Annotated in this window: 21 protein-coding genes; 12 read left to right on the top strand and 9 right to left on the bottom strand. The window is 46.0% G+C overall.

Translation table 11 applies throughout. The features are described from left to right. The first annotated feature begins 24 nt into the window (after positions 1–24). Entirely contained in the window at positions 25–1,440 is a 1,416-nt protein-coding gene (locus tag AYJ58_RS00915) for an MFS transporter (RefSeq protein WP_106648349.1), read from the top strand. Between the two features lie 10 nt (positions 1,441–1,450). Here the strand turns inward: AYJ58_RS00915 and AYJ58_RS00910 are convergent, their stop codons facing one another. Continuing rightward, positions 1,451–2,368 (bottom strand): sulfotransferase family protein, encoded by a 918-nt coding sequence (locus tag AYJ58_RS00910; protein ID WP_106648348.1) that lies wholly within the window; start codon positions 2,366–2,368, stop codon positions 1,451–1,453. Positions 2,369–2,747: 379 nt separating this feature from the next. Between AYJ58_RS00910 and AYJ58_RS00905 the strand changes: the two genes are divergently transcribed. Together AYJ58_RS00905 and AYJ58_RS00900 are read left to right on the top strand one after the other, a co-directional pair. Next, on the top strand, positions 2,748–3,863 hold the full coding sequence (locus AYJ58_RS00905; RefSeq protein WP_106648347.1) for a Fic family protein: 1,116 nt from the start codon (positions 2,748–2,750) through the stop codon (positions 3,861–3,863). A gap of 220 nt (positions 3,864–4,083) precedes the next feature. Next, positions 4,084–7,251: a DUF3427 domain-containing protein gene (locus AYJ58_RS00900; protein WP_106648346.1), complete on the top strand. Its 3,168-nt coding sequence runs from the start codon at positions 4,084–4,086 to the stop codon at positions 7,249–7,251. A gap of 11 nt (positions 7,252–7,262) precedes the next feature. On the opposite strand, the gene AYJ58_RS00895 is transcribed toward AYJ58_RS00900, so the two are convergent. Beyond that, entirely contained in the window at positions 7,263–8,150 is an 888-nt protein-coding gene (locus tag AYJ58_RS00895; protein WP_106648345.1) for a LysR family transcriptional regulator, read from the bottom strand. Between the two features lie 294 nt (positions 8,151–8,444). On the opposite strand from AYJ58_RS00895, the gene yjjG reads away from it, so the two are divergent. Next, the gene (yjjG, locus tag AYJ58_RS00890; protein ID WP_106648344.1) at positions 8,445–9,125 is read left to right on the top strand and encodes a pyrimidine 5'-nucleotidase; all 681 of its coding nucleotides are present in this window, start codon (positions 8,445–8,447) and stop codon (positions 9,123–9,125) included. Between the two features lie 34 nt (positions 9,126–9,159). Here the strand turns inward: yjjG and AYJ58_RS00885 are convergent, their stop codons facing one another. After that, positions 9,160–9,798 carry an ERCC4 domain-containing protein gene (locus tag AYJ58_RS00885; protein WP_006086643.1) on the bottom strand — a complete coding sequence of 213 codons (639 nt, stop codon included), beginning with the start codon at positions 9,796–9,798 and terminating at the stop codon, positions 9,160–9,162. Between the two features lie 181 nt (positions 9,799–9,979). On the opposite strand from AYJ58_RS00885, the gene AYJ58_RS00880 reads away from it, so the two are divergent. Beyond that, positions 9,980–11,113, top strand: a complete 1,134-nt coding sequence (locus AYJ58_RS00880; protein WP_106648343.1) for a hypothetical protein — start codon at positions 9,980–9,982, stop codon at positions 11,111–11,113. Positions 11,114–11,260: 147 nt separating this feature from the next. On the opposite strand, the gene AYJ58_RS00875 is transcribed toward AYJ58_RS00880, so the two are convergent. Beyond that, positions 11,261–12,124 carry a YicC/YloC family endoribonuclease gene (locus AYJ58_RS00875; RefSeq protein WP_106648342.1) on the bottom strand — a complete coding sequence of 288 codons (864 nt, stop codon included), beginning with the start codon at positions 12,122–12,124 and terminating at the stop codon, positions 11,261–11,263. Positions 12,125–12,336: 212 nt separating this feature from the next. Between AYJ58_RS00875 and rph the strand changes: the two genes are divergently transcribed. Together rph and pyrE are read left to right on the top strand one after the other, a co-directional pair. After that, positions 12,337–13,050 (top strand): ribonuclease PH, encoded by a 714-nt coding sequence (gene rph, locus AYJ58_RS00870; RefSeq protein ID WP_106648341.1) that lies wholly within the window; start codon positions 12,337–12,339, stop codon positions 13,048–13,050. A 164-nt stretch (positions 13,051–13,214) separates the two neighbouring features. Next, positions 13,215–13,856, top strand: coding sequence for an orotate phosphoribosyltransferase (pyrE, locus tag AYJ58_RS00865; protein ID WP_006079863.1), 642 nt, complete (start codon positions 13,215–13,217; stop codon positions 13,854–13,856). 225 nt (positions 13,857–14,081) lie between these two features. On the opposite strand, the gene folE is transcribed toward pyrE, so the two are convergent. The 5 genes from folE to coaBC form a co-directional block, all read right to left on the bottom strand. Continuing rightward, positions 14,082–14,732 carry a GTP cyclohydrolase I FolE gene (gene folE, locus AYJ58_RS00860; RefSeq protein ID WP_106648340.1) on the bottom strand — a complete coding sequence of 217 codons (651 nt, stop codon included), beginning with the start codon at positions 14,730–14,732 and terminating at the stop codon, positions 14,082–14,084. Positions 14,733–15,001: 269 nt separating this feature from the next. Continuing rightward, complete coding sequence (locus AYJ58_RS00855) at positions 15,002–16,990, bottom strand: alpha/beta hydrolase family protein (RefSeq protein WP_106648339.1); 1,989 nt, start codon at positions 16,988–16,990, stop codon at positions 15,002–15,004. A gap of 135 nt (positions 16,991–17,125) precedes the next feature. Further along, a complete protein-coding gene (gene slmA, locus AYJ58_RS00850; protein ID WP_106648338.1) occupies positions 17,126–17,719 on the bottom strand; it encodes a nucleoid occlusion factor SlmA in 594 nt (197 codons plus the stop codon). A 34-nt stretch (positions 17,720–17,753) separates the two neighbouring features. Next, entirely contained in the window at positions 17,754–18,212 is a 459-nt protein-coding gene (gene dut / locus AYJ58_RS00845; RefSeq protein ID WP_106648337.1) for a dUTP diphosphatase, read from the bottom strand. Then, on the bottom strand, positions 18,209–19,432 hold the full coding sequence (gene coaBC, locus AYJ58_RS00840; RefSeq protein WP_106648336.1) for a bifunctional phosphopantothenoylcysteine decarboxylase/phosphopantothenate--cysteine ligase CoaBC: 1,224 nt from the start codon (positions 19,430–19,432) through the stop codon (positions 18,209–18,211). Before coaBC ends, dut begins: the two co-directional genes overlap by 4 nt. Positions 19,433–19,554: 122 nt before the next feature. Between coaBC and radC the strand changes: the two genes are divergently transcribed. From radC to AYJ58_RS00815, 5 genes are all read left to right on the top strand, one after another. Further along, entirely contained in the window at positions 19,555–20,232 is a 678-nt protein-coding gene (gene radC / locus AYJ58_RS00835; protein ID WP_006079869.1) for a RadC family protein, read from the top strand. Positions 20,233–20,353: 121 nt separating this feature from the next. Beyond that, positions 20,354–20,590, top strand: a complete 237-nt coding sequence (gene rpmB, locus AYJ58_RS00830; protein ID WP_006079870.1) for a 50S ribosomal protein L28 — start codon at positions 20,354–20,356, stop codon at positions 20,588–20,590. A gap of 6 nt (positions 20,591–20,596) precedes the next feature. Beyond that, positions 20,597–20,770, top strand: coding sequence for a 50S ribosomal protein L33 (gene rpmG / locus AYJ58_RS00825; RefSeq protein WP_006079871.1), 174 nt, complete (start codon positions 20,597–20,599; stop codon positions 20,768–20,770). Positions 20,771–21,093: 323 nt separating this feature from the next. Next, positions 21,094–22,413: an amino-acid N-acetyltransferase gene (gene argA, locus AYJ58_RS00820; RefSeq protein WP_106648335.1), complete on the top strand. Its 1,320-nt coding sequence runs from the start codon at positions 21,094–21,096 to the stop codon at positions 22,411–22,413. Positions 22,414–22,532: 119 nt separating this feature from the next. Beyond that, positions 22,533–23,051 carry a PH domain-containing protein gene (locus AYJ58_RS00815; RefSeq protein WP_106648334.1) on the top strand — a complete coding sequence of 173 codons (519 nt, stop codon included), beginning with the start codon at positions 22,533–22,535 and terminating at the stop codon, positions 23,049–23,051. The last annotated feature ends 45 nt before the right edge of the window (positions 23,052–23,096 follow it).

The raw sequence follows: 23,096 nt of genomic DNA, 5'->3' as shown, positions 1-23,096 counted from the left end.
ATATTACATGGATTTGTGCTTGGTATGGATTCACCTGTGGCGCAACCGTTAGTCACTTGTTTACGGCGCAGCGAACGTAACTCTTGGTTAAGATGTACCCTGCGTCGCTCGCAGCAGGAGGCGGTTGCCTCGTCTATGATGACGGCGACCAGCGATAACTTCTTCAATGCCTACGCTATTTTTCTCGGTGCTAGCCTAGCGCAGATGGGCTTTGTCACTGGCTTACCTCAGCTTTTTGGCGCTATCTCCCAGCTTTTATCTGTCTGGCTCGCCAGCCATTTCTCCCGCCGAACTTTTATCGTCTTTTGCGCCGCCTTTCTGGCTTGTGTTGTGCTGGCGATGGGCGCGTTAGCTGCTTTCTGCCCTGAACATGCGGTGTGGATCTTTATCGCTTTAGCCGTTGGTTACCATGGCTTTATCAATCTAATTCAACCCCATTGGCGGGCGTGGATGGGCTCTATTGTTCCCGAACGGCGCCGTGGTGCTTTTTTCGCCGCGCGCACTCGGCTCACTATGGGCGCATCTTTGAGTGTGTTCTTTATTGGCGGCATACTCACCTTAACCGACTCGATGCAGATGGCGTGGCTGGGCTTTAGTTTGTTGTTTTCTATCGCGGCGATGGGGCGGTTTGTGTCGGCTTGGTTACTGCTGCAGATGCACGATCCCGATCCGCGCGAGCCCAAACAGCGCGGTGTATTTTTGCAGACCATAGGTCATTTTCGCGAGGCGTGGAAGGATAAAACTTTTCGTCAGTACAGTTTATTTGTCGCCAGTATGCAGGGCATGGTGGCGATCTCTGCGCCATTTTTTGCCGTTTATATGTTGGAAGGCTTGAAGTTTACTTATCTCGAATTTGTGTTCGCCAGCGTGGCTTCGATAGCGACTCAATTTGTCACCTTGCGATTTTGGGGTCGCTTTAGCGATCAATTCGGCAATCGTTTAGTGATGATCATCACCAGTTGTATGATCCCAAGCTTACCGCTGATGTGGCTATTCTCGGATAACTATCTGTATATCTTAGCTATCCAAGCTTTCTCTGGCTTGGCGTGGAGCGGCTTCACCTTAAGCACGGCAAATTACCTTTATGATATCCGCCCCTTTCGCAGTGACTTTGCGACCTACGCAGCCCTGCAAGCAGCCTTGAGCGCGGCCTGTGTATTTGTTGGTGCGATATTGGGTGGGATTATTGCCTCCCATGCAGCGGACTTTTTAGTCTGGTCGGGTTGGAATAGCGTGTTATCTAGCCCTATCTTCGTGGTGTTTTTAGTCTCGACCGTACTGCGGGCCTTAGTGTCACTTTGGTTTATTCCGCGCTCGGTCGAACCTAAAGTGCGCCCAAGGCCGCAGCTACTGCAACTTATCTTCCGTATCCGCGGCTTTAATGCCATTTCGGGCGTGAGCCTCGATTGGCTCACAGTGGTGAAACGCCGCAAGCAATAAAGACGTGCGACTAAAGCGTATAGTCGAAAAACTTACGGCTTTGTGGGCCAGCGCTATTACTGTTCACCTTATTGGGATGTTTGTATTCATGCCAAGCTGCGACATGTGTACCAGCGTTTAATTTAGGGAAATCCAGTCCATGTTCGCTGGTGTTGACGCTTTGTGGTTGACCCTTTCCTTCCTGTAATCGCTGGTTTGGTACACTTTTTACTTGGGAAGCCGAGAGCGCCCTATCTGTCACTTGGCCTAAGGTTGGGCAATCCGTTGTTAACCCCAAAAATTGCAACAAGCGACTCAAGCTCCCCGCATGGCTTATATCGAGCGAGATAAAATCTTCGCGGCCATGAAAGTAAGCGAGCACTTCGTTTTGATGCCTTTGATAACAATCAATAAGATGTACCTCGTCTGCGGGGTCCACTACTTTATCGATAGCAAACGTGTGCCGAAAGCTGCGTTTCATAATCGGGTGAAATCGCCCCGTTTTGGCTTCTAAATGCGGCAGCATTTTACCCAGCAGCATCTGCATTGAAGGCACCCACTTCACCATATCACGCTCGAGGTAGACAAATTTGGCCTGCGGGAATAGACCATCGAGCTGCCGATAATCACTAAAACAGGGCACATCAGAAATCGCATCGGCCAGCATAAACACCTGCTTAGTAAAGGCCATGTGTGCCACTTTTAGCCCTTGCTCCAATAGCGCCACACTCACACTCGTGGTGCCCGTGCGTGGCAAACCTATGATAAAGACCTTCTGTTTTTCTACACTTGCCTGTTCACCACCGAGCGTATTCGACGGGACTGGATGCATTGCATCTGGCGTAGCAATTTGTGAATTACCAGTAGGTTGAACATTGCCGATACGCTGTGCATTAGCAGTACATTGTACGTGAGTAGAGGTTGGTGAATTGTTGGCGTTATCAGGCATAGGTTAGGCTCAGAATGTGTGTCAGCGGTGCGGTAAAGCCGTAAGTTTTCACTTCGGCGTTTCACATTGGCGTGTCAAATCAGCGGCGGTATTATATCTCAGCGCGAAGGCTTTGTCGGTGGCTATACATAAAAGTCACGAACAACGGCAATGCGCCACAGTATTGTATGACAGCTGTACGATAAAATGGATGACCACAAGGCTTAGAAACGAGATCCCAGATTACCAACAAGGCTCATTTCCCTGCATTGGATAGCCATGTTGGTATTAATGAGGCGATTATTGGCGCTATTCGACTCATAATGTGAGGCGAATATGTTTGTTAATCGCCTCATTATGTGAGTAGAATAGGCTTGTTATTTGACTCATGGGGTAAGATATGTGGATTTGGCAGCAAGCCGATTGGCCTAAGTTTCATTGGAATACCAGCAGCATTGATGCCTTGCTGCGTCAGGTTTATTTCAATCAGGGCCAACTGCTCGGCAAGCAAATGCTAAGTCACGACGACAGTCAGTTAACATCAGAGGCGGCACTCGACACCTTACTCGCTAATATTATCCATTCCAGTGCCATCGAAGGTGAAAAGCTCAATGCGGCTTCTGTGCGCTCATCCTTAGCTAAAAAACTCGGCGTGACTGAGGACAAACCGTATCCGACCACAGCGCAAACCGATGGTTTAGCTGACATTATGCTCGATGCCTTAAAAAACTTAGAGACTGAATTAACCCTTGAGCGGATATTAGGTTGGCATCAGCAGTTATTTCCCCAAGGTTATACGCTGTTTAACCCCGTTATTGGTGGAGCGCTGCGTGGCGATACACCTATGCAGGTTGTCTCTGGCCGCATTGATAAACCAACGGTGCATTTTGAGGCCCTCTCTCGAGCGACTTTGGACGCTGAACTCTCACAGTTTATCGAATGGTTTAATGCATCAAGGCAAGATCTGGGTTTAGATCCGCTTATCCGTGCGGCGATAACTCACCTTTGGTTTGTGACTCTGCATCCGCTTGATGATGGTAATGGGCGCATCACGCGTTTATTGACCGATTTAGCTTTGGCGCAAGCGGAAAAACGCTCAATTCGTTTTTACGCTATGTCGGTCAGTATTCTTGCGCGTCGCCAAGCCTACTATGACATTTTAGAGACCACTCAAAGGGGTAATGTCGATATTACTCCTTGGTTAGTATGGTTTTTTGAAACCCTCAATGATTGTTTACTCAATGCGATGGCTGATGTGAACAAGACTCTGCTAAAAACGCAGTATTGGCAAAATGCCGATCAATCCTTATTGAGTCAAGAGCAAGCTAAAGTGCTCAATCGGATGTTAGATGGCGATTTTGAACTAGGGATTAATAGTAGCCAGTACCAAAAAGTCGCTAAGGTGAGTCGCGCCACCGCCACCCGTCACCTTGCGCAAATGGTCGAACAAGGCTTTTTAGTAAAAGCCGACGCCGGCGGCCGAAGTACGAGGTACTTATTGCCGAGTGGGCAGTAGTGAGGCTAGTTTGCCTTTGTGGGGAAAATGCTCACTTGTTGAACATTTTCCCGTGTGGAGTTACGGCCTTTATCGTAAGTAATCGATTAGTTTAAAGCCTAGGCTGTATTAACGTACTATCACAAAGGATAAAGCTATCACACAAATCGCAATTTGAATCAAATTGTTATGTGATATATTCGCTACAACTTTGATTGTTAGTCTTGGGGAATATCTGGCTATGGAACAGGTCGGGATTTATGAAAAGCTTATTACTCAACTCGTTGAGCAGCGCTTAGATAAGGACATATTTTTTGTTGGAGAAAGGAAGCTAGAAGTTGCTGAGGCAAGTATTTGGCTCTCACGTTTTCTGACTAAAGTAATTGAATATGTGATTAATTCTGTTCCCGCTGATGAGAACCAAGTCTTCAATCAGATCAGTTTGGCTAACCGGTTAGTAATGTGGCTTAAAGATCATATTAACGATGATGATTTTATTAATGAAAATCTCATCGATAGCCAAGGTCGGATACTCACGGCTCTTTTTAACAAACAAAACCCGATAGCGACTGATTTACCTAAATATACGGCCGCCATATTTCCATTAACAGGGCTCACTCAAAGTGAGCTTTTTTGCGGGAGTAATGCGGGATTATCACTTGAAAGTGAGCTTAAGCGTGAGATCCGCTCATCGGATAAAATCTATTGGCTGGTGTCATTTATCAAGTGGGCAGGGATTCGCATCTTCAAGCATGAACTTGAGGAATTTACACGCAGTGGTAAAGAGTTACGCATCATCACTACATCTTATATGGGCGCGACTGATGCTAAAGCCGTCGAGTTTCTAGCTAGTTTACCCAATACCCAAGTCAAATTAAGTTACAACACAAAACGCGAAAGGCTGCATGCAAAGTCCTATTTATTTTTACGAAATACGGGTTTTCATACCGGCTATATCGGTTCTTCAAATTTATCGCATTCGGCATTGACGAGTGGGCTTGAGTGGAACCTTAAGATCACCACCCAAGAAATTCCCCACATTATTGATAAATCGCTCAGTACCTTTGAAACTTACTGGGAATCGAACGAATTTGAGCTTTTTAGCGGTGATGCGAGCAGTAAAGAAAAGTTAAACAATGCGCTCAAAGAAGCGAAAGGCAGTGGCACTGAACCGAGCTCATTTCATTTTGATATTAAGCCGTTTGCGCATCAGCGAGAAATCCTCGAACAGCTTGCCGTAGAGCGAAGCGTTCATGGCCGTTTTAAAAATCTCATCGTCGCGGCAACCGGCACGGGTAAGACGATTATTTCCGCGTTCGATTTCGCGCGGTTTTATAAACAACATCCAGAAGCCAATTTTTTATTTGTTGCCCATAGGCAAGAAATTTTACAGCAAGCTCTCGGCGCTTATCGCGGTGTGTTAAAGAACAATCAATTTGGCGAGCTATGGGTGGCAGAGCATAAACCAAATAGTTACAAACACTTATTCGCATCTATCCAAAGCTTGAATCTGCAACTTGATAACTTGCCATTAGCGGCTGATTTTTATGATTATATTGTTGTTGATGAAGTCCATCACGTTGCTGCAAATAGTTACCGAGGACTATTAGAACATTTTGAGCCGACGATTTTACTTGGGTTGACGGCAACCCCTGAACGGCATGATGGTGTCGATATTCTGGCTGACTTCTGCGGTGTGATTGCCGCCGAAATACGTTTACCCGAAGCCATCAATCAACGGCATTTATGTCCATTTCAATATTTTGCGATCGATGATGAGACCGATCTTCGCAAGTTAAATTGGAGTCGTGGTCGATACGACGTCGCTGAGCTGAGCAATTTATACACTCACAATGAACAACGCGTGATGCGTATTATTCGTAGCCTAGCTGAAACTGTAACTGATATTGGCAATATTAAGGCATTAGCTTTTTGTGTAACCAAGGAACACGCCGAGTATATGGCGAAAAAGTTCAATTTAGCGGGGATCAGCGCCGATGTGCTGACCAGTGATAATAGCTCTGAACGGCAACAAAAGCGGCAGAGCTTAGTTAGTGGCAAATTATCCATTTTGTGTGTGGTGGATATTTTCAACGAAGGTGTCGACATCCCAGAGGTGGATACCTTGTTATTTTTACGGCCAACGGAAAGCTTGACCATATTCCTGCAACAACTTGGGCGAGGGTTGCGTCTCACCGATGATAAACAGTGCTGCACCGTATTAGATTTTGTTGGCAATTCTCGCGATGAATATGATTTTTCTCAGAAATTTAGAGCGTTAGTCGGTAAAACCAATCAGTCGATTAAAGATGAAATTCTCAATGATTTTCCGCATCTACCGCTAGGGTGCCGAATTGAACTTGAAGAGAAAGCGCAGTCGATGATTTTGCGTAATATTAGCCGCGCAACGCTCAATGCCAATCGATTAACTAGTCTAATGGCAAACTTTAAACATCAAACTGATTTGCCGCTCTCGTTAGGCAACTTTTTACGCATGAACCCGCAAGTGAGTCTTGAAGATATTTATCGCATAAAGATTAATGGCCAAAGTGGATGGACCTTATTAGTCGAGGCCGTTCAGGGGAATCAAATTGCAGAACCTACTGCGCAGTCCGATTTAGCCAAAGCCTATTATCGCGCGATTAACTTCCACTTACTCAGTTGCACGTCATTATCCTATTTAAAATTTATCAAACAGTTATGCCAAAATGATTTTGTCTTTAATGGGTTGGATCCTATTCAAAATCAGTTTGCTTTGATGTGTCATTATAACTTTTGGGATAAATCAGGAGCTGCTTTAAACGTTAACAGTTTAGCGGCTAGCTTGTTGATGTTACGCAATAAGCCGTTGCAAGAAGAGTTGTTGTCTGTTTTGGCGATACTGATTAACCGGATACACCATCAAGAAATGGATTTGGAATTACTCCAACCCACAGCGTTGAAAGTGCACTCTCGTTATACTCGTGAGCAAATTTTAGCGGCGATGGGTGCAAGCACATTTGCTGCTAAATCGCCTTCAAGGGAAGGTGTGCTTGCGATTAGTGAGCAAAATCTTGAATGTTTATTTGTGACGTTAAACAAATCAGAGAAGCAGTTTTCACCGACAACCATGTATCACGACTATGCCATTAGCGAGCATTTATTCCACTGGCAATCGCAAAATAGCGCACGGCCAGAACGTGGTCGAGGTCTGAGTTATATTGAGCAACAAAAGCTGGGGAAAACCGTGCTGTTGTTTGTTCGAGAGCAATCAAAAGATGAAAATGGCCGCACTATGGGATTCGTGAATTTTGGCAAAGTGCATTATGTCTGTCATAACGGTTCACAACCCATGAATGTCACATGGCGATTAGAACAGCCAATCCCTGATGTAATGTGGCATGACGCGGCCAAACTGGCAGTGGGTTAAATATTACTTTCCTAGTATTTTCCTAACCTCTCCATCAAAAACTCAATTAATACCGTCACTTTGGTCGGTTGGTATTTTCGCTGTGGATACACGGCGTAAATGCCATGTTCGGGTAGCGGATAGTCTGTAAGTAACGCCTGTAAATGTCCGGTTTGCAGAGCTGGCTCAACAATAAAGCGCGGTAGGTTGGCGATGCCAAGACCATCGAGACAGGCTTGATGGATGGCATCACTATTATTGACCTGATAGTTGCCTTTGGGTTGAACACGTTGCACGCCATCGGGACTGTGGAAACTCCATTCCACACCATCTTGAAAGTAACTGTAAAACAAGCAGTTGTGCTGAGTTAACTCGCTAGGAGTCATGGGTAAACCGTGCTGCGCGAGATATGCGGGGGACGCGCAAATCACGCTCAAACAAGGGGCAATTTTACGGGCAATAAGACTTGAATCTGGTAGATCGCCGATGCGAATTGCCAGATCAAATCCGCCAGCAATTAAGTCGGTTGTCTTATCATCCATCTGCATTTGCAGCTGTATTTTCGGGTAACGGCGCAAAAACTCAGGGATTAAAGGGGCGATATGCAAGCGGCCAAATACCATAGGAACGGCGATACGCAGATTGCCCTGAGGCGCTTGTTGTAGCTCAGAAATGGCGTCCAAGCCTTCCTCAGCGAGTTTAACGGCAGGGCGAACATAGTCAAAATAGCGGGCGCCCGCTTCGGTAAGACTTAAGCTGCGAGTGGTACGGTGCAAAAGTTGAATACCCAGACTTTGTTCTAATAGGGTAATGCGTTTACTCACCGCCGATTTACTCAGCCCAAGCTTTTGACCTGCCAGCGAAAAGCTCCCACATTCCACTACAGTGACAAAGATAGGTAGTGCTGAAAAGTGCTCCATGGTGTCCTTATGTTATCGCTATCCCCTGCCATTATTGTTGATGATACCTCAACAGTCAGTTTTTATTATCGTGGTTATCATGGCCCTTGATGCAAGGTAGACTAATGCGCTTGCTGATTGCGGGTGTCGACTGTGAAGCTGAGTTTTTTTGCGCTCATCGCTCATGTTTATCGCTTATCTTGATTAGTGCTAGGCAGCTAGCCACAGCGTTGCCGTAATCGCCGATGTACCATTCTCGATGCCACTAAACGGCTGGGGATGGGTCTTAGCTATTTTGTCAGAAAGAGAGTTCCTATGTCCTTGCCGTACCAATGGATTTTGTTCGATGCCGATGAAACCCTATTTTATTTCGATGCCTTAAAAGGGCTTAAGTTGATGTTTAGTGAGTTTGGGGTCGATTTTACCCAAGCCGATTTCGATGAGTATCAGTTGGTTAACAAACCGCTTTGGGTTGATTATCAAGATGGCAAGATAACTGCCGCCGAGTTACAAACCATACGTTTCGAACCTTGGGCTGCCAAATTAGACGTTACGGCCATGACGCTCAATAGCGCCTTTTTATCAGCAATGGCCGAAATTTGTTCGCCTCTACCCGGTGCTCGCGAGTTATTAGCCGCGCTGCAAGGTAAAGCTAAATTGGGCATTATCACCAACGGTTTTACTGAGCTACAAACCGTGCGATTAGAACGTACAGGCTTACAGCATCATTTTGATATTTTAGTGATTTCAGAAAAAGTCGGCATAGCCAAACCTGATGTGGGCATCTTCGAACATGCTTTCGAACTCATGGGTCATCCTGATCGTGAGACTGTGCTTATGGTCGGTGATAACCCGCATTCAGATATCCAAGGCGGCATCAACGCCGGTATTCATACTTGCTGGTATAACGTCCACGGCCACGATGTGCCCGCCGGTATCGCCCCGCACTATCAAGTGAGCTCGCACCAAGAGCTATATAGTTTATTATTCGAGTAAGTCTGCAGGCACTCAGCTTATGCTGTGAAGTCACTTAGCGAGTCAGCACTTCACGGATCTTACTTGCTTTATTTTTACCTATACCACCCACTTGCATCAATGCCTCTTCAGATGCTGTTACGACTGCCTCGACACTGGCGAAATGGCATAAAAGTTTATTGGCGAGTTTAGGGCCTACCTCGGGTAGGCTTTGCAAGATGAATAATTGCTGATTTTTCTTGCGTTTGGGCTTACGTCCCGTGAGGGTTAATTCATGTTCTCTTCTGTTTAACTGAGTGGCGCAAAAATACAGAATTTTAGCTGTTTCAGTTTGCGATAAACTGCGCAGTATTGGGATGTGGAAATTGATTGAAATCGAGCACAGCGCCCCGATTAACGCTTCTCTGCGTATCTGGTAACATGCGATATCTTGTGTATAACCTTCGATAAGCAGGGCAGTATGATTTGGGCTCTGGGCTAATCTGGCCACCTGTGAGAATAGGCGCCCATCGCATAATGATTGCACGAGATCGGGCAAGGTTTTACGTTCAATCAGCCAACCATTGAGTTGATAATCACCCAATTTTAGGTGTTTTTTGATGAGTGAGAGATCTTCGTGCAGTGACAGCTCATAGATGATTTTTTCTGCATGTTCTCTATCGTCATAAAAGAGAGGGATTTTAGCTGCTGCCAATTTTAGTGACCTCAACCGAGTGACATATTCAGGATTGTTTATGAGTGTAGTCAGGCTGAACAACAAGCACAAAAGTTGCCTTCAGCTTTCTGAGTCGCCTAGTTAAAATTTAGTTCTACCTATATCTGTTCGTTTGGCCAGCTGCATTTAGACAGCGCTAGAAAATCAATGTGAGTTAGCTATGAGTGAATATCAGTATTATCGATTCGAATGTGTTAACAGTAGCTTGTCGGTCCCGCAGCGAAATAGATTAAGGAATATTTCTAGCCGAGCAGAGATCACCAGCCACTCCTTTTGTGTTCAATATCATTACGGTGATTTAAAGGCCGATCCAGAAACCTTAATGATGGATTTGTTTGATATTGGCTTTTATTACGCTAATTGGGGGCAAGTGAATGCGTATATTAAATTGCCATCCGGTACAATCCCCTGTGATTTCAAGGTAATAGATGCTGAATTTTATGTGTCCTTTGTCGAGAATAAGCAGAACCAATTACTGATATTTACCCTAGAAGATGATTATCGCCACCGTGACGATGAAGATGCCGAATCCTTTATGCTGCATTTGGCGGCACTAAGGGCAGAACTCTTAGCTGGCGATTACCGCGTTTTGTATTTCCATTGGTTGAGTCGAGCCAACGATGATATGGGATTAGAGCCCTTGCCGCTTATAGCCTTTGATTTTCACCAGTTAACCCAGGCGCAATTGGCATTTACCACACTCTTTAACATCCCTTTACCATCGATACGTGCTTTACATCTTTTGCTGCAGTCAATGCCTGCACATGCTCCTCAAACCACAGTATTAACGGCACAGCAGCAGATGGCTAAGCTAACGGATGCCGAGAAGGACGCGTTGCTTTGTCGCTTATTTGATGAAGGGAAACTATTTGCGGCGGATGCGTATGCGCTCCTCAGAACGCAAGAAACACCAATAGAGTACTCCCGCAGGGTAACAGTTGCATCGTTGCATCCCTTCTGGCACGTAGCAGAAAAAGAGGTGATGCAAGAAGATCGCATGGCTGAGGCTGAGCGTCTTGCCCGTGAGACGTTATTGCGTAATGAACATCTTGAAGCGGTTTATAAAGCGCATCAAAGCCATTGGGATAGTGCTTTTGAGGAGGCGGCTCGTGGGTGTGCCAGTGGCTATGATAATGCCAGCCGTACCTTGCAAGTGTTGTTTGATGCTTATCAACTAAAACAATCTTTCAGCGAGTTTAAACAAAGTTTTGATGTTTTTATTAGCAAAAATAAACAGCGTAAAGCACTGATTAAGCGGTTAGAACCGTTACAGAAAATTATGTTATCACTTTGATTTAGTTATTAATTCATATGGCTATGGCGTTGTGGTCGAGTGATGCGTTTTGCTTTATTAAAAGTGAATTCGATTGAGTTACCCTAATAAAAACCCTGATAAATCAGGGTTTTTATTTATTAGATTGCAGTTAAACACGACAACACACTATTCGACATTTTGAATTTGCTCGCGCATTTGCTCGATTAGCACTTTAAGCTCGACGGCGGCCGAAGTGATTTCAGTGCTGATGGATTTAGAGGCGAGGGTGTTCGATTCGCGGTTGAATTCCTGCATCATAAAATCTAAACGGCGACCTTCGCTGCCGCCTTTTTTGAGGATGCGGCGGGCTTCGGCCACATGCGCTTCGAGTCTGTCCATTTCTTCGGCCACATCTTGTTTCTGTGCCAGTAGCACCATTTCTTGTTCGATGCGGGCTGGGTCGAGTTCACCTTTGATTTCCGCAAGGCGATTGGTGAGCTTTTCGCGTTGATATTGCATCACAGTAGGCATGTGCTCGCGTACGACGGCGATTTGCTCGCTGACTCCATCTAAGCGGCTTAGCAGCATGTCTTTGATGGCTTCGCCTTCACGGCCACGGGCTTCGATGAATTGATCTATGGCTGAGTCGAAGGCTGTCATCAGATCGGCGCCGATGGCATCCATATCTTGTTCACCGCTCGCTAGCACGCCTGGCCAGCGCAGGATGTCGGTAAGATTGACATCGCCTTGTCCTGCTTCTTGCTTGAGCCAAGTGGCAGCGCCTAAGAGCTGCTTTGCTAGCGCTTGATTCAACTGCAGCTCGTTATTGCTGTTGTCTGCCAGTTCGTAGCGCAGATTGACTTCAACTTTGCCGCGGCTTAACCGTTTACGAAGGCGGTCGCGCAGTACGGGTTCGAAGCTGCGGAATTGCTCGGGTAAACGTAGGTAAGTTTCGAGATAACGTTGATTGACTGAGCGAATTTCCCAGGAGGCAGTGCCCCATTGTGCTTTGTGCTCGATGCGAGCGTAGGCTGTCATGCTTTGGATCATGGGTTGTCCTAATGGTGTAATCGTCATAATGAGAGGCGATTATAGAGTCAATGGCTTTAGGATTAAAGGCATACAGTATAAGACCGCAAGTTAATGGGTACTTCGCCTAGATGAGTTTGCCAGAGAATCACCCTAAGCATGGCATCCTAAGGCTCAAGCCCTTATAATATGCAGCCAAAATCGGTCAATGACTCAGAATACAGGAATCTCGCATGCGTCCAAGTAACAGAACGCCAGCACAAACTCGTCCCATCACTATTACTCGCCAGTTTACGGCCCATGCCGAAGGTTCTGTGTTAGTGGAATTTGGCGAAACGAAAGTGCTTTGTACCGCCAGTTTTACTGAAGGTGTGCCACGTTTCCTTAAAGGTCAGGGTCAAGGCTGGGTGACGGCGGAATACGGCATGTTGCCACGTTCGACCCATAGCCGTATGGATCGTGAAGCCGCTCGCGGTAAGCAATCAGGCCGTACGCAAGAAATTCAACGTCTTATCGGCCGTGCTCTGCGCGCCTGTGTGGATATGAAAGCCCTAGGCGAAAACACTATCGTGATCGATTGTGATGTGATCCAAGCTGACGGTGGCACGCGCACTGCTTCTATCACTGGCGCCTGTGTGGCCTTAGTGGATGCGCTGAACTGGGCGCGTGGTAAAGGCATCATTAAATCTAACCCGCTGAAATTCCTTATCGCTGCTGTCAGCGTCGGTATTTACAAGGGTGAAGCGATAAGCGATCTAGAATATATCGAAGACAGCGCCGCTGAAACTGACATGAACGTGGTGATGACAGAAACGGGCAAGATCATCGAAATTCAAGGTACCGCCGAAGGCGAGCCATTCAGCCACGAAGAGTTGATTGAGCTACTCGGATTGGCGAAGAACAGTATTCGTGAAATCGTCGATGTGCAAAAAGCCGCACTGAACTAATAGTGTGGTGATGAACAAGCCCCGTTATGTTATGCAGTGCGGGGCTTTTTATTAGCTGCAACTTTTTTATTTGCAGCAAGATGCTAGTGTAATGTAAGCCCTATACCGAATAAAAATTCCCCATAATAAAAAACCAATAAAATACAAAGTCGTAAGGAGATATTGTGAAAGCCTATCAACGTGAGTTTATTGAATTTGCCCTTGAACGTCAGGTGTTGCGATTTGGCGAATTTACCCTTAAATCGGGCCGTATCAGTCCTTATTTCTTCAATGCGGGTTTGTTCAATACTGGCCGTGATTTAGCGCGTTTAGGCCGTTTCTATGCCGCTGCGCTAGTGGATTCTGGCATTGATTACGATTTGCTGTTTGGTCCTGCTTACAAAGGCATTCCGATTGCGACCACTACGGCTGTTGCCTTGTGTGAACACCACGATATCGACATTCCTTACTGCTTCAATCGCAAAGAGAAAAAAGATCACGGCGAAGGTGGTAGCTTAGTCGGAAGCGAGCTGAAAGGCCGCGTTATGTTGGTGGATGATGTGATCACTGCCGGTACTGCGATTCGTGAGTCGATGGAAATCATCGAAGCCCATAAGGCACAATTAGCGGGCGTGTTGATTGCCTTAGACAGACAAGAGAAAGGCAAGGGTGAGTTATCGGCTATTCAAGAAGTTGAGCGCGATTTTGGTTGCGGCATAGTAGCAATTATTAAACTTGCCGACCTCATTAGCTATCTGTCTGAAAAGCCTGGAATGGAAGTACAACTTGCCGCCGTGAGCCAGTACCGCGAGCAATACGGCATTTAACTCTAGTGCTTAGCCGCTGGTATTGATCAAGTGGCTATTATTGGCGTGGTGAAATCAGTTAATCAGCCGGCATTGATCTTAGCTAGGTTGAGAAAGGTTTGATTGGGTTGGTATGAAAACAAAAAACGCTGCGACTCTATAGAAGGAATCGCAGCGTTTTTTGTTGAGTTGTATTGATTGCTATTGATTTAAGCACGCTTTAAATCACGTTACGCTTCAATACACTTATTTCGACTGATGCAAAAACTCGGCGCGGGTCGCAGGGTTAGATTTGAAAATACCGCCCAGTGCTGTGGTGGTGGTTGAACTGGTTGAGTCCATCACGCCACGGGATTTTACGCAGTAATGCACAGCATCCATTTTAACCGCTACGTCTTTGGTTTCGAGCAAGGTTTGCAGCGCGACTAGCACTTGCTGCGTCAAACGCTCTTGTACCTGTGGTCGCTGGGCAAAGAAACGCACGATGCGATTAATTTTTGATAAACCAATGATTTTTTTGCGTGGCAGATAAGCTATGGTTGCAGTGCCATCGATCGTCACTAAATGGTGTTCGCAGGTACTGGTAAGGCTAATGTCTTGCACGCGCACCATTTCATCGAAGCCCATCTTATTGTCGATAACCGTGATCTTAGGGAAGTTCGCATAATCTAAGCCGGAGAAGATTTCATCGACGTACATTTTAGCAATGCGGCGCGGCGTATCGGCAAGGCTATCATCTGACAAATCCAATGACATTAATGTCAGGATTTCTTTCATATGATGTTCAATCTTGTCTTTACGTTCTTCACTGCTGTAAACGCTTGGGAGCATTGGGGTTTCAAGTCCACGTTCTGATAACGCGGCTTGTACTTTTACTGCTGCTTCACTTAATGCCATCTTATCCTCCACTACGTCGTAGCGGCTATAACAGAAAACCTATGCTGATCATCGGGTGGTATTTGGCTGTTCAGCATCAGATACAAATTATTGTTATTCTCGCTAGGGCAAGAATAGGGTGAGGAGGATAGCGCGAATTGCAGACAATTCATACCGAAAAACGCGCATAGGCCACATGAAAAAGCCGATAGTCCTTATCGGATATCGGCTTTAAATCAGCCACTGCCAATCGAGTGTAGACTGGCATTGACGGCAAGTTTGAGTCAATCCTAAAGTTTTAAATTAGTTTTTAGGAAGCTGAGCATTTGTTCATAGTATTTCGCTCTATGCTCATCGTTATAAAAACCGTGGCCTTCATTGTCCATTACCAGTTTTTGGTAAGGATAATTGTGAGCTTTTAGGCCCTTCTCGAGAGATTCGAGTTGCTCAATTGGCGCGCGCTCATCTTCACCACCGTGAACGAGTAAGAGGTTCGCTTTTAATTTGGCAACGTTTTCTGAGGGCGACATGGCTTTTAGGGTGGCTTTGTCTTGGCCAAGTACGTCCTTGAGATAGCTTGTTCCTGAACGTGTTCTGGCCACGTCACCTTCATCAAACATTAATTCAAGATCATATACGCCAGCTACACCTATGGCGCATTTAAACATATCTGGAGCAAGTACGGCGCTCTGCAAGGCGCTGTAACCACCAAAACTGCCGCCAACGATACAGATACGCTCCTTATCGGCAAAACCTTGGTCAATGACGTACTGGGTGGCGTCGATAATATCGTATTGAATATCCGAGCCCCATTTTTGATAGCCTGCACGTTCAAATTGATCACCATAACCGCCCGAACCACGGAAGTTGACCTGTAGAACGGCTATGCCTTGGCTCGCTAGATATTGGTTTTGTGAGTCAAAGCCCCACCAGTTACGGATACCGTGTGGACCACCGTGTGGATTGACGACTAAGGGCAGATTTTTAGCTTCTTTACCGAAAGGTAGCGTCAAATAACCGTTGACTGTCTTACCATCACGACTGGTGAAACTGATGGGTTTTACTTCAGCCATTTGTTCAGGGTCGAGCCATTTCTTTGCGGCTGCTAGGTATTCAAGTTTCAGTTTCTTCGTATCAAATATGTAGTAGTCACCAGGATTACGATCATTAAATGCAAGTACAACGAGTTTTTCTGCATCTCGGGTTTCGCTAACAATTCGTACTTGATGGCCAGGCAGAGCACCAAGCAGATCTTTTAGCAATTTAGCGTGCGAATCCTCAGTATCGACGAAGGCATAACTTGGGTAGCCATTTTCAAACTCGACGGCGTAAAGTTGTTTATTGGTACCGTTAATCCAAAAGTTGCTAGGGTCAACGTTTTCATCCTGAATGATTTCAGTTTTATCGCCCGTTTCGAGATTAATTTTATACACCCCTAAGGTTTCACCTTGGGAGCGTCCCGCCGCATAAATCGTATTTTTGTCATCGGCAAAGGAGAGTGGTTTGAAATCAGCAAGACCTAGATTGAGTTTATCGGTATTTACCCAGTTACCGTCTTTGCGGTAGAACACTTTAGTGATGTTTTTACTGTCCTCACCGGCAACGAAGCGGACTTCACCTTGATGGTCTGTCATAAAACGGGCTCGGCCGATAGGTGAGCCTGTGATGCGTTTACGTGTACCATTGAACAAGTCTACGCGGTAGACATCTTGTGATAGTTCAAAGTCAAGATTGATCCTACCATTCCATGGAATAGCATTGACTAACATGTAGCGTTCATCATCTGGCAGAGGATCGAGGATGAACGCGCTCGCCCGCATAGGGGTGTTTTTCTTGATATTTGAACCTGTTTGTTGCTCGCCACTCTCAAAGCCGAATAGGTACGCTTTTCGTGAACCATCGGCATTCACCGCCATCAATTCACCGTAGTAGATAGGTGTATCTTGCCAGCCTTTTAGGTATTCTTTTGCTAGTACCAGTCGCTCACTATTGGCCCATTCATAGTCACCGACTTGAGCATTACTAGGGAAATGTATCGCATTGAGGAGTTTTTTGGTTTGGGTATTTAAGACTAAGAGAACGTTTTTACCTTCGACACTCGTAATTGCGCTTAAGTACTTGCCAGTAGGCGATATTTTTACATCTGAGTACTCATCACCTTTGCTGAATAATTGTGCCTGTGATAGTGCATTGGTGGTTGGCGGAGTTGCAGAAAAAGTTGCTATAGGGAGCATTGGCAAGCAGAGCGTAGCCAAAGTGGCTAATCGGAAGAGTTTCATCTGACATCCTTGTAAAATCATTGTGGTTTTTGTTCTTAAAATGTTTTTCGAGGATAAAACAAAAGATGAAGTGAAACAAGGAAGGAATATTGAAAATAAAGGACGATAGTTACCGTCCTTTATGTTGAAAAATCATTAGCTTTGCAACAGTTGATGTTGGATAAAGCGCCACTGTTCATCGAAGTGTGTGGTAGGTTTGAGTTTGAATTCACTTCGTACAAATTGAGCGATTCGGCCTTCGGCAAAGGCTAACAGTAAATTGGCTAAAATTGCCTCATCTAAATTAAAGCCTTTGCCTTCTCGCAGCGTCTTTTCCCGCAAAATTTGCTTAAGTTGAGTTTCTATTTTGGCAAATAACGTACTAATGCGGCTACGGAGGCGTTCATTTTCTCCGAGCAGCGCATCACCATTGAGTACGCGGGAAATGCCCGGGTTTCGCTCGGCAAAAATCAGCAGGAGCTGTAAAACAAGCTGGCAGCGCTTCATGGTGTCTTTTTCGTCATCCATGATTAAATTGATGCGCGACAATAACGACTCTTCGATAAATTCGATTAAGCCTTCGAACATCCGTGCTTTACTCGGGAAGTGACGGTACAGGGCGGCTTCCGATACACCGACTTCTGAGGCCAGTTTCGCTGTGGTGATCCTTTGTCCTGGGTTGGTTTCTAGCATTTGCGCTAGGCATTGCAAAATATGTTCACGACGATTAATTTTTGGGCTTACAGCCATTGCAGTATCCTTGGCTCAATAACGACTTTGGGGATTATTTAGTGCCTGAATGGCCAAATCCGCCTTCACCACGATCTGAGCTGTCGAACTCATCAACGAGTTTGAATTGTGCTTGTACTACAGGAACAAACACCAGTTGTGCGAGACGATCGCCAATTTCTAAGGCGAATGGACTGTCGCTACGATTCCAGCAAGATACCATTAGAGGGCCTTGGTAATCAGAATCTATGAGTCCGACCAGATTCCCCAGTACGATACCGTGTTTATGGCCAAGACCTGAGCGCGGCAAAATCACAGCAGCCAGCCCGGGATCGGCAACATGAACGGCAATCCCCGTTGGAATAAGCACGGTTTCACCCGGTGCTATGGTCAAAGTCGTGTCGATCATGGCACGAAGATCCATGCCTGCACTGCCCGGTGTGGCGTAGGCAGGTAAAGGAAATTCTGAGCCGATACGGGAGTCGAGAATTTTTAATTCAATCGGTGTTTTCATGTATTTGTTTTTTCTTTCACTATCAACGAAAGTAATTGCCGTGCCAGCGTGAGTTTGTCAGTGGCGGGCAAATCTTGGCTACCTTGCGGCCAGAACACTCGCAGGGCATTGGCATCGGCATTAAAGCCAATACCTGCAACGGAAACGTCGTTTGCGGCGATCATATTCAAGTTTTTACGTTTGAGTTTATCGCGGGCGTAGGCTTCTACATCATGGGTTTCTGCGGCGAATCCCACCACAAAAGGACGGTTAGGTAAGCTCGCAACCGTGGCTAAGATATCAGGATTCCTCACCAGCGCAAGTTGCATTTCTTCTGCCGATTTTTTGATCTTACAGGTGGCAATGTCGCTAATGCGATAGTCAGCAACGGCAGCGCAACCAATAAAAATATCTTTTTTATCAAGGTTATCCATCACAGCATCGAGCATATTCTGCGCCGATTCAACATCAATGCGGGTCACGCCTTCTGGGGTGCTTAGACTCACTGGGCCAGAGACTAAGGTGACCGTTGCGCCCATATCTGCTGCGGCTTTGGCTAAGGCAAAGCCCATTTTTCCAGAACTGTGATTCGAAATGTATCTGACGGGATCAATCGCCTCACGGGTTGGTCCTGCGGTGATCAGCACCGACTGTCCTGCGAGTGGCTTAAATTCAACGGCGTCATGCGTGGCAAAAAATTGTGTAGCCAGTTCCGCTATGTCTAATGGCTCTAACATACGACCCGGGCCGACTTCACCACAGGCTTGACTGCCACTGGCGGGTCCCCAAAGTGTAAAGCCGCGGGATGCCAGGCTGGTTAAATTCGCCTGCGTCGCTAGATTACGGTACATCTGCTGATTCATTGCTGGACACAGGGCAATGGGCGCCTCTGTGGCAAGACACGTGGTGGTGATCAGCTCATCGGCCATACCGGCATTAATCCGCGCCAATAGGTTTGCAGTTGCAGGGGCAATGATGACGAGATCTGCCCAACGAGCGAGTTCTATGTGGCCCATGGCTGCTTCTGCCGCAGGATCGAGCAGGCTTGAGGCAACGGGATGCCCAGATAACGCTTGCAGCGTAAGAGGGGTGATAAATTCCATCGCACTCTGGCTCATCACCACACGCACATCACAGCCACGCTCTTTTAAGCGGCGGACTAAATCAGCGCTTTTATAGGCCGCAATACCGCCGCCAATGCCCAGCAGGACGTTTTTATTTGTCAGACTCACAGACATCATCCGAGATAGAAATAATGCCGCCAACGATACCACAAAGCGGTGAATTTTAGTGACTCTCCCAGTTCAAAAAATCTCGTCCATACTCAGTAAAGTGAAAATATGTGAGATGACAGGGAGGTCGCATGGGGATTAAAGATTGGCCTGAGGGGGAAGGTCCCAGAGATAAACTGTTACAAAAAGGGGCGGGGCAGCTGTCGGATGCGGAGTTATTGGCGGTATTACTGCGGAACGGTTTAGCGGGATTAAATGCGGTTGACCTTGCAAGGTCGCTTATTAGCGAGTTTGGTGGCCTCAGAAACCTGCTTTGTGCGCCTCGAAATCAGGTATGTCGACTTCCGGGCGTAGGACCTGTAAAATACGCCCAGCTTCAAGCTGCTGCCGAATTAGCGCGGCGTGTAGCGCAGGAAAATCTGCAAAGAGGTCAAGTTTTAACAAATCCCGATTTAACTCGGGACTATTTAATGAGACAATTGGCCGATCGCTCCTATGAAGTGTTCGCAGTTTTACTGCTGGATAGCCAGCATAGAGTGATTCAATTTGTCGAATTATTCCGCGGCACAATAGACTCAGCCTCAGTGTACCCACGTGAAGTGGTGAGCTTAGTGCTGGAGAAAAAGGCCGCAGCAGTTATAGTTTGTCATAATCATCCGTCTGGTATTGCCGAGCCCAGTCAGGCTGACCGACGAATAACTGAGCGATTAAAAAATGCGTTAGCAACCATAGACGTATCCTTGTTGGACCATATGGTTGTAGGTGATCGAGAGATAGTTTCTTTTGCAGAACGAGGCTGGATTAATTAATCTAACACTTGATCTTCACTCTGTGATCGTGTATAAAATGCGCCCTCTTTGTGCCTCGGGCGACGGCCATACGAGGCACATTAATGCTCGAGCGTTAAAATTGTTTTTGGAGAAGATTGACATGTCAAGAGTATGCCAAGTTACTGGCAAGAAGCCGATGGTTGGTAACAACCGTTCGCACGCAAAAAACGCGACCCGTCGTCGTTTTTTACCTAACCTACAAAACCACCGTTTTTGGTTAGAAGAAGAAAAGCGTTTCGTACAGTTACGTGTATCTACTAAAGGTATTCGTCTGATCGACAAAAAAGGTATCGAAGTTGTTGTTGCTGAACTTCGTGCTCGTGGCGAGAAGGTATAATAGATCATGGCTAAAGCTAAAGGTAATCGTGAGAAGATCAAATTAGTTTCTACAGCTAAAACTGGTCACTTCTACACAACTGAAAAAAACAAGCGTAACATGCCTGAAAAAATGGAAATCAAAAAATTTGATCCAGTTATTCGTCAGCACGTTATCTACAAAGAAGCAAAAATCAAGTAATCCTTGGTTAGTGTTTCGAGAAAAGCCCCTTATTTAAGGGGCTTTTTTTTGCGCATTTTTTAGTGGTTAGTCATCAAGTTGAGATAATTGCCTCGCAAACTTAAGCCGCTGAATCATCCCCTACGAAGTTAAAAAAGTGTGAACACTTGCTGAAAATATAAAATAGTGCAGTTCTAAGCACTTTAAATCATAAAAGCTGCACTTTGGTGAGAATAAATTCTTTATATGTGAATTAAAATGCAATACCATACGCGAAAGTTAGCGATTCATTCCTGGCATGTCATAGTGACGCTGCCAGCTTAAAAATGAGGTGTAAATAACGCGTGCGTACCACTGAACTGGTTGATGGATTTCGTCACTCTGCCCCCTATGTTAATGCTCACAGAGGTAAAACTTTTGTGGTCATGCTGGGTGGTGAAGCTTTGGCTCAAAATCACTTCCGCGCCATCTTAAATGATGTCGCCCTGCTGCACAGTTTAGGGATTAAAGTGGTGTTAGTGTATGGCGCTAGACCGCAGATTGATGCTGCATTAGCCGTCAACGGTATTGAACCTGCCTACCACGAAGGTGTGCGTATCACGGATGAAGACTCGCTCAAAGTGATCAAGCAAGTTGCGGGTGCACTGCAATTTGATATCACAGCGCGTTTATCTATGAGCTTAAGCAATACGCCGATGCAAGGCGCGCAAATTAACTTAGTGAGCGGCAACTTTGTGATTGCTCAACCTCTTGGTGTCGACAATGGTGTGGATTTTTGCCTGAGTGGCAAAGTGCGTCGTATTGATGTGCAAGGCTTAAAACGTCAGTTAGATAATCACTGCATCGTGTTGATGGGGCCGATTGCGGCTTCTGTGACGGGTGAAAGTTTTAATCTGACCGCCGAGGAAATCGCGACCCAGGTGGCGATCAAACTCAAAGCAGATAAGATGATCGGTTTTAGCTCACAGAACGGTATTCTCGATCGCAATGGCGATGTCATTGCCGAGTTGATGCCGAACGATGCGCAAAACATCATGAACAAGCTGGCCGAGCAAGGTTCTGCCTGCATTGGCACTATGGCTTTCTTGAAAGCGAGTATTGATGCTTGCCGCAATGGTGTGCCGCGTTGTCACTTAGTTAGCTACCTCGAAGATGGCGCTTTACTGCAGGAACTGTTTTCCCGCGAAGGGATAGGTACGCAAATCGTGACTGAGAGTGCCGAGCGTTTACGCTGTGCGTCGATCGCCGATATTGGCGGTGTACTGAACCTTATTCGTCCATTGGAGGAGCAAGGCATTCTGGTGCGTCGTAGTCGTGAGCAGCTTGAGATTGAAATTGAACAGTTCATGTTGATTGAACGTGATGGTTTAGTGATTGGTTGCGCTGCGCTTTATCCTTTTGAAGAGGACAATGCAGGCGAGTTTGCCTGTTTGGTGGTGCATCCCGATTATCGCGATGCCGACAGAGGGAGCCTACTGCTGAAGAACATTATCAATCAGGCCAGAAACCGCGGCTATTCACGCTTGTTTGCGCTGACAACTCGGAGCATTCACTGGTTCCTCGAGCATGGTTTTGTGATTGAAGATGTTGAAGCACTGCCACAGAAGAAAAAGCAGTTGTATAACTATCAACGCCGTTCCAAAATTCTCGCGCTCGATCTCTAAGCCGTTCTAAATCAATCCAATCAATGCCAGCCTAGTACTCATATTAGCGCTGGCATTTTTATTGACATAATATGTCTTTGTTGGCAGATTAAGACTTCACTGCACGGGAGATACTGCCAATGAGTCCTCAATTTTTTGAACTCGCCCCTTTAACCCAAACCTCTATCTTTAGTTTTATCGTCTTATTGCTCGGTTTAGCGGGTATCTTGCTGATGTTATGGCTAAAAAATATGCCAAAGATAGCGAAGTCAGCGAGTTTAGGCATATTGCTGGTGATGATGGGCGGATTTTCTTGGGTCTTTTATCAGTCTAATAGTGCCGAGTTAGTGTTAACCGATACTGAGCTTACCTTGGATGTGCCCTTCTATAAAGTGCAGTTATCCCGCGCGGATTTATTGCCCGCCGAGGCACGCAAAGTCGATTTGCAACAAGAGGCAGAATTGACTCCGAGCTTTAAAACCAACGGCATAGGCATGCCGGGATTTCAATTGGGCTGGTTTAATCTACAGGGAAAAGGTAAGGCATTTTTGGCGATAACAGATAAATCGCAGTTAGTGTTAGTGCCAACGGCTAAAGGCTACTGTTTATTACTGACAGTACCGCAAGGGAGTGAGTTTTTAGCACAGTTGCAGAAGTAATCATCATATGTCATCGCTTCTGCCACTGTGTTTATCGGCGTGATA

The sequence above is a fragment of the Shewanella sp. Pdp11 genome (assembly GCF_002838165.1).
Classification (GTDB): domain Bacteria; phylum Pseudomonadota; class Gammaproteobacteria; order Enterobacterales; family Shewanellaceae; genus Shewanella; species Shewanella hafniensis.
This window is presented reverse-complemented; position numbering and strand designations above follow the sequence as displayed.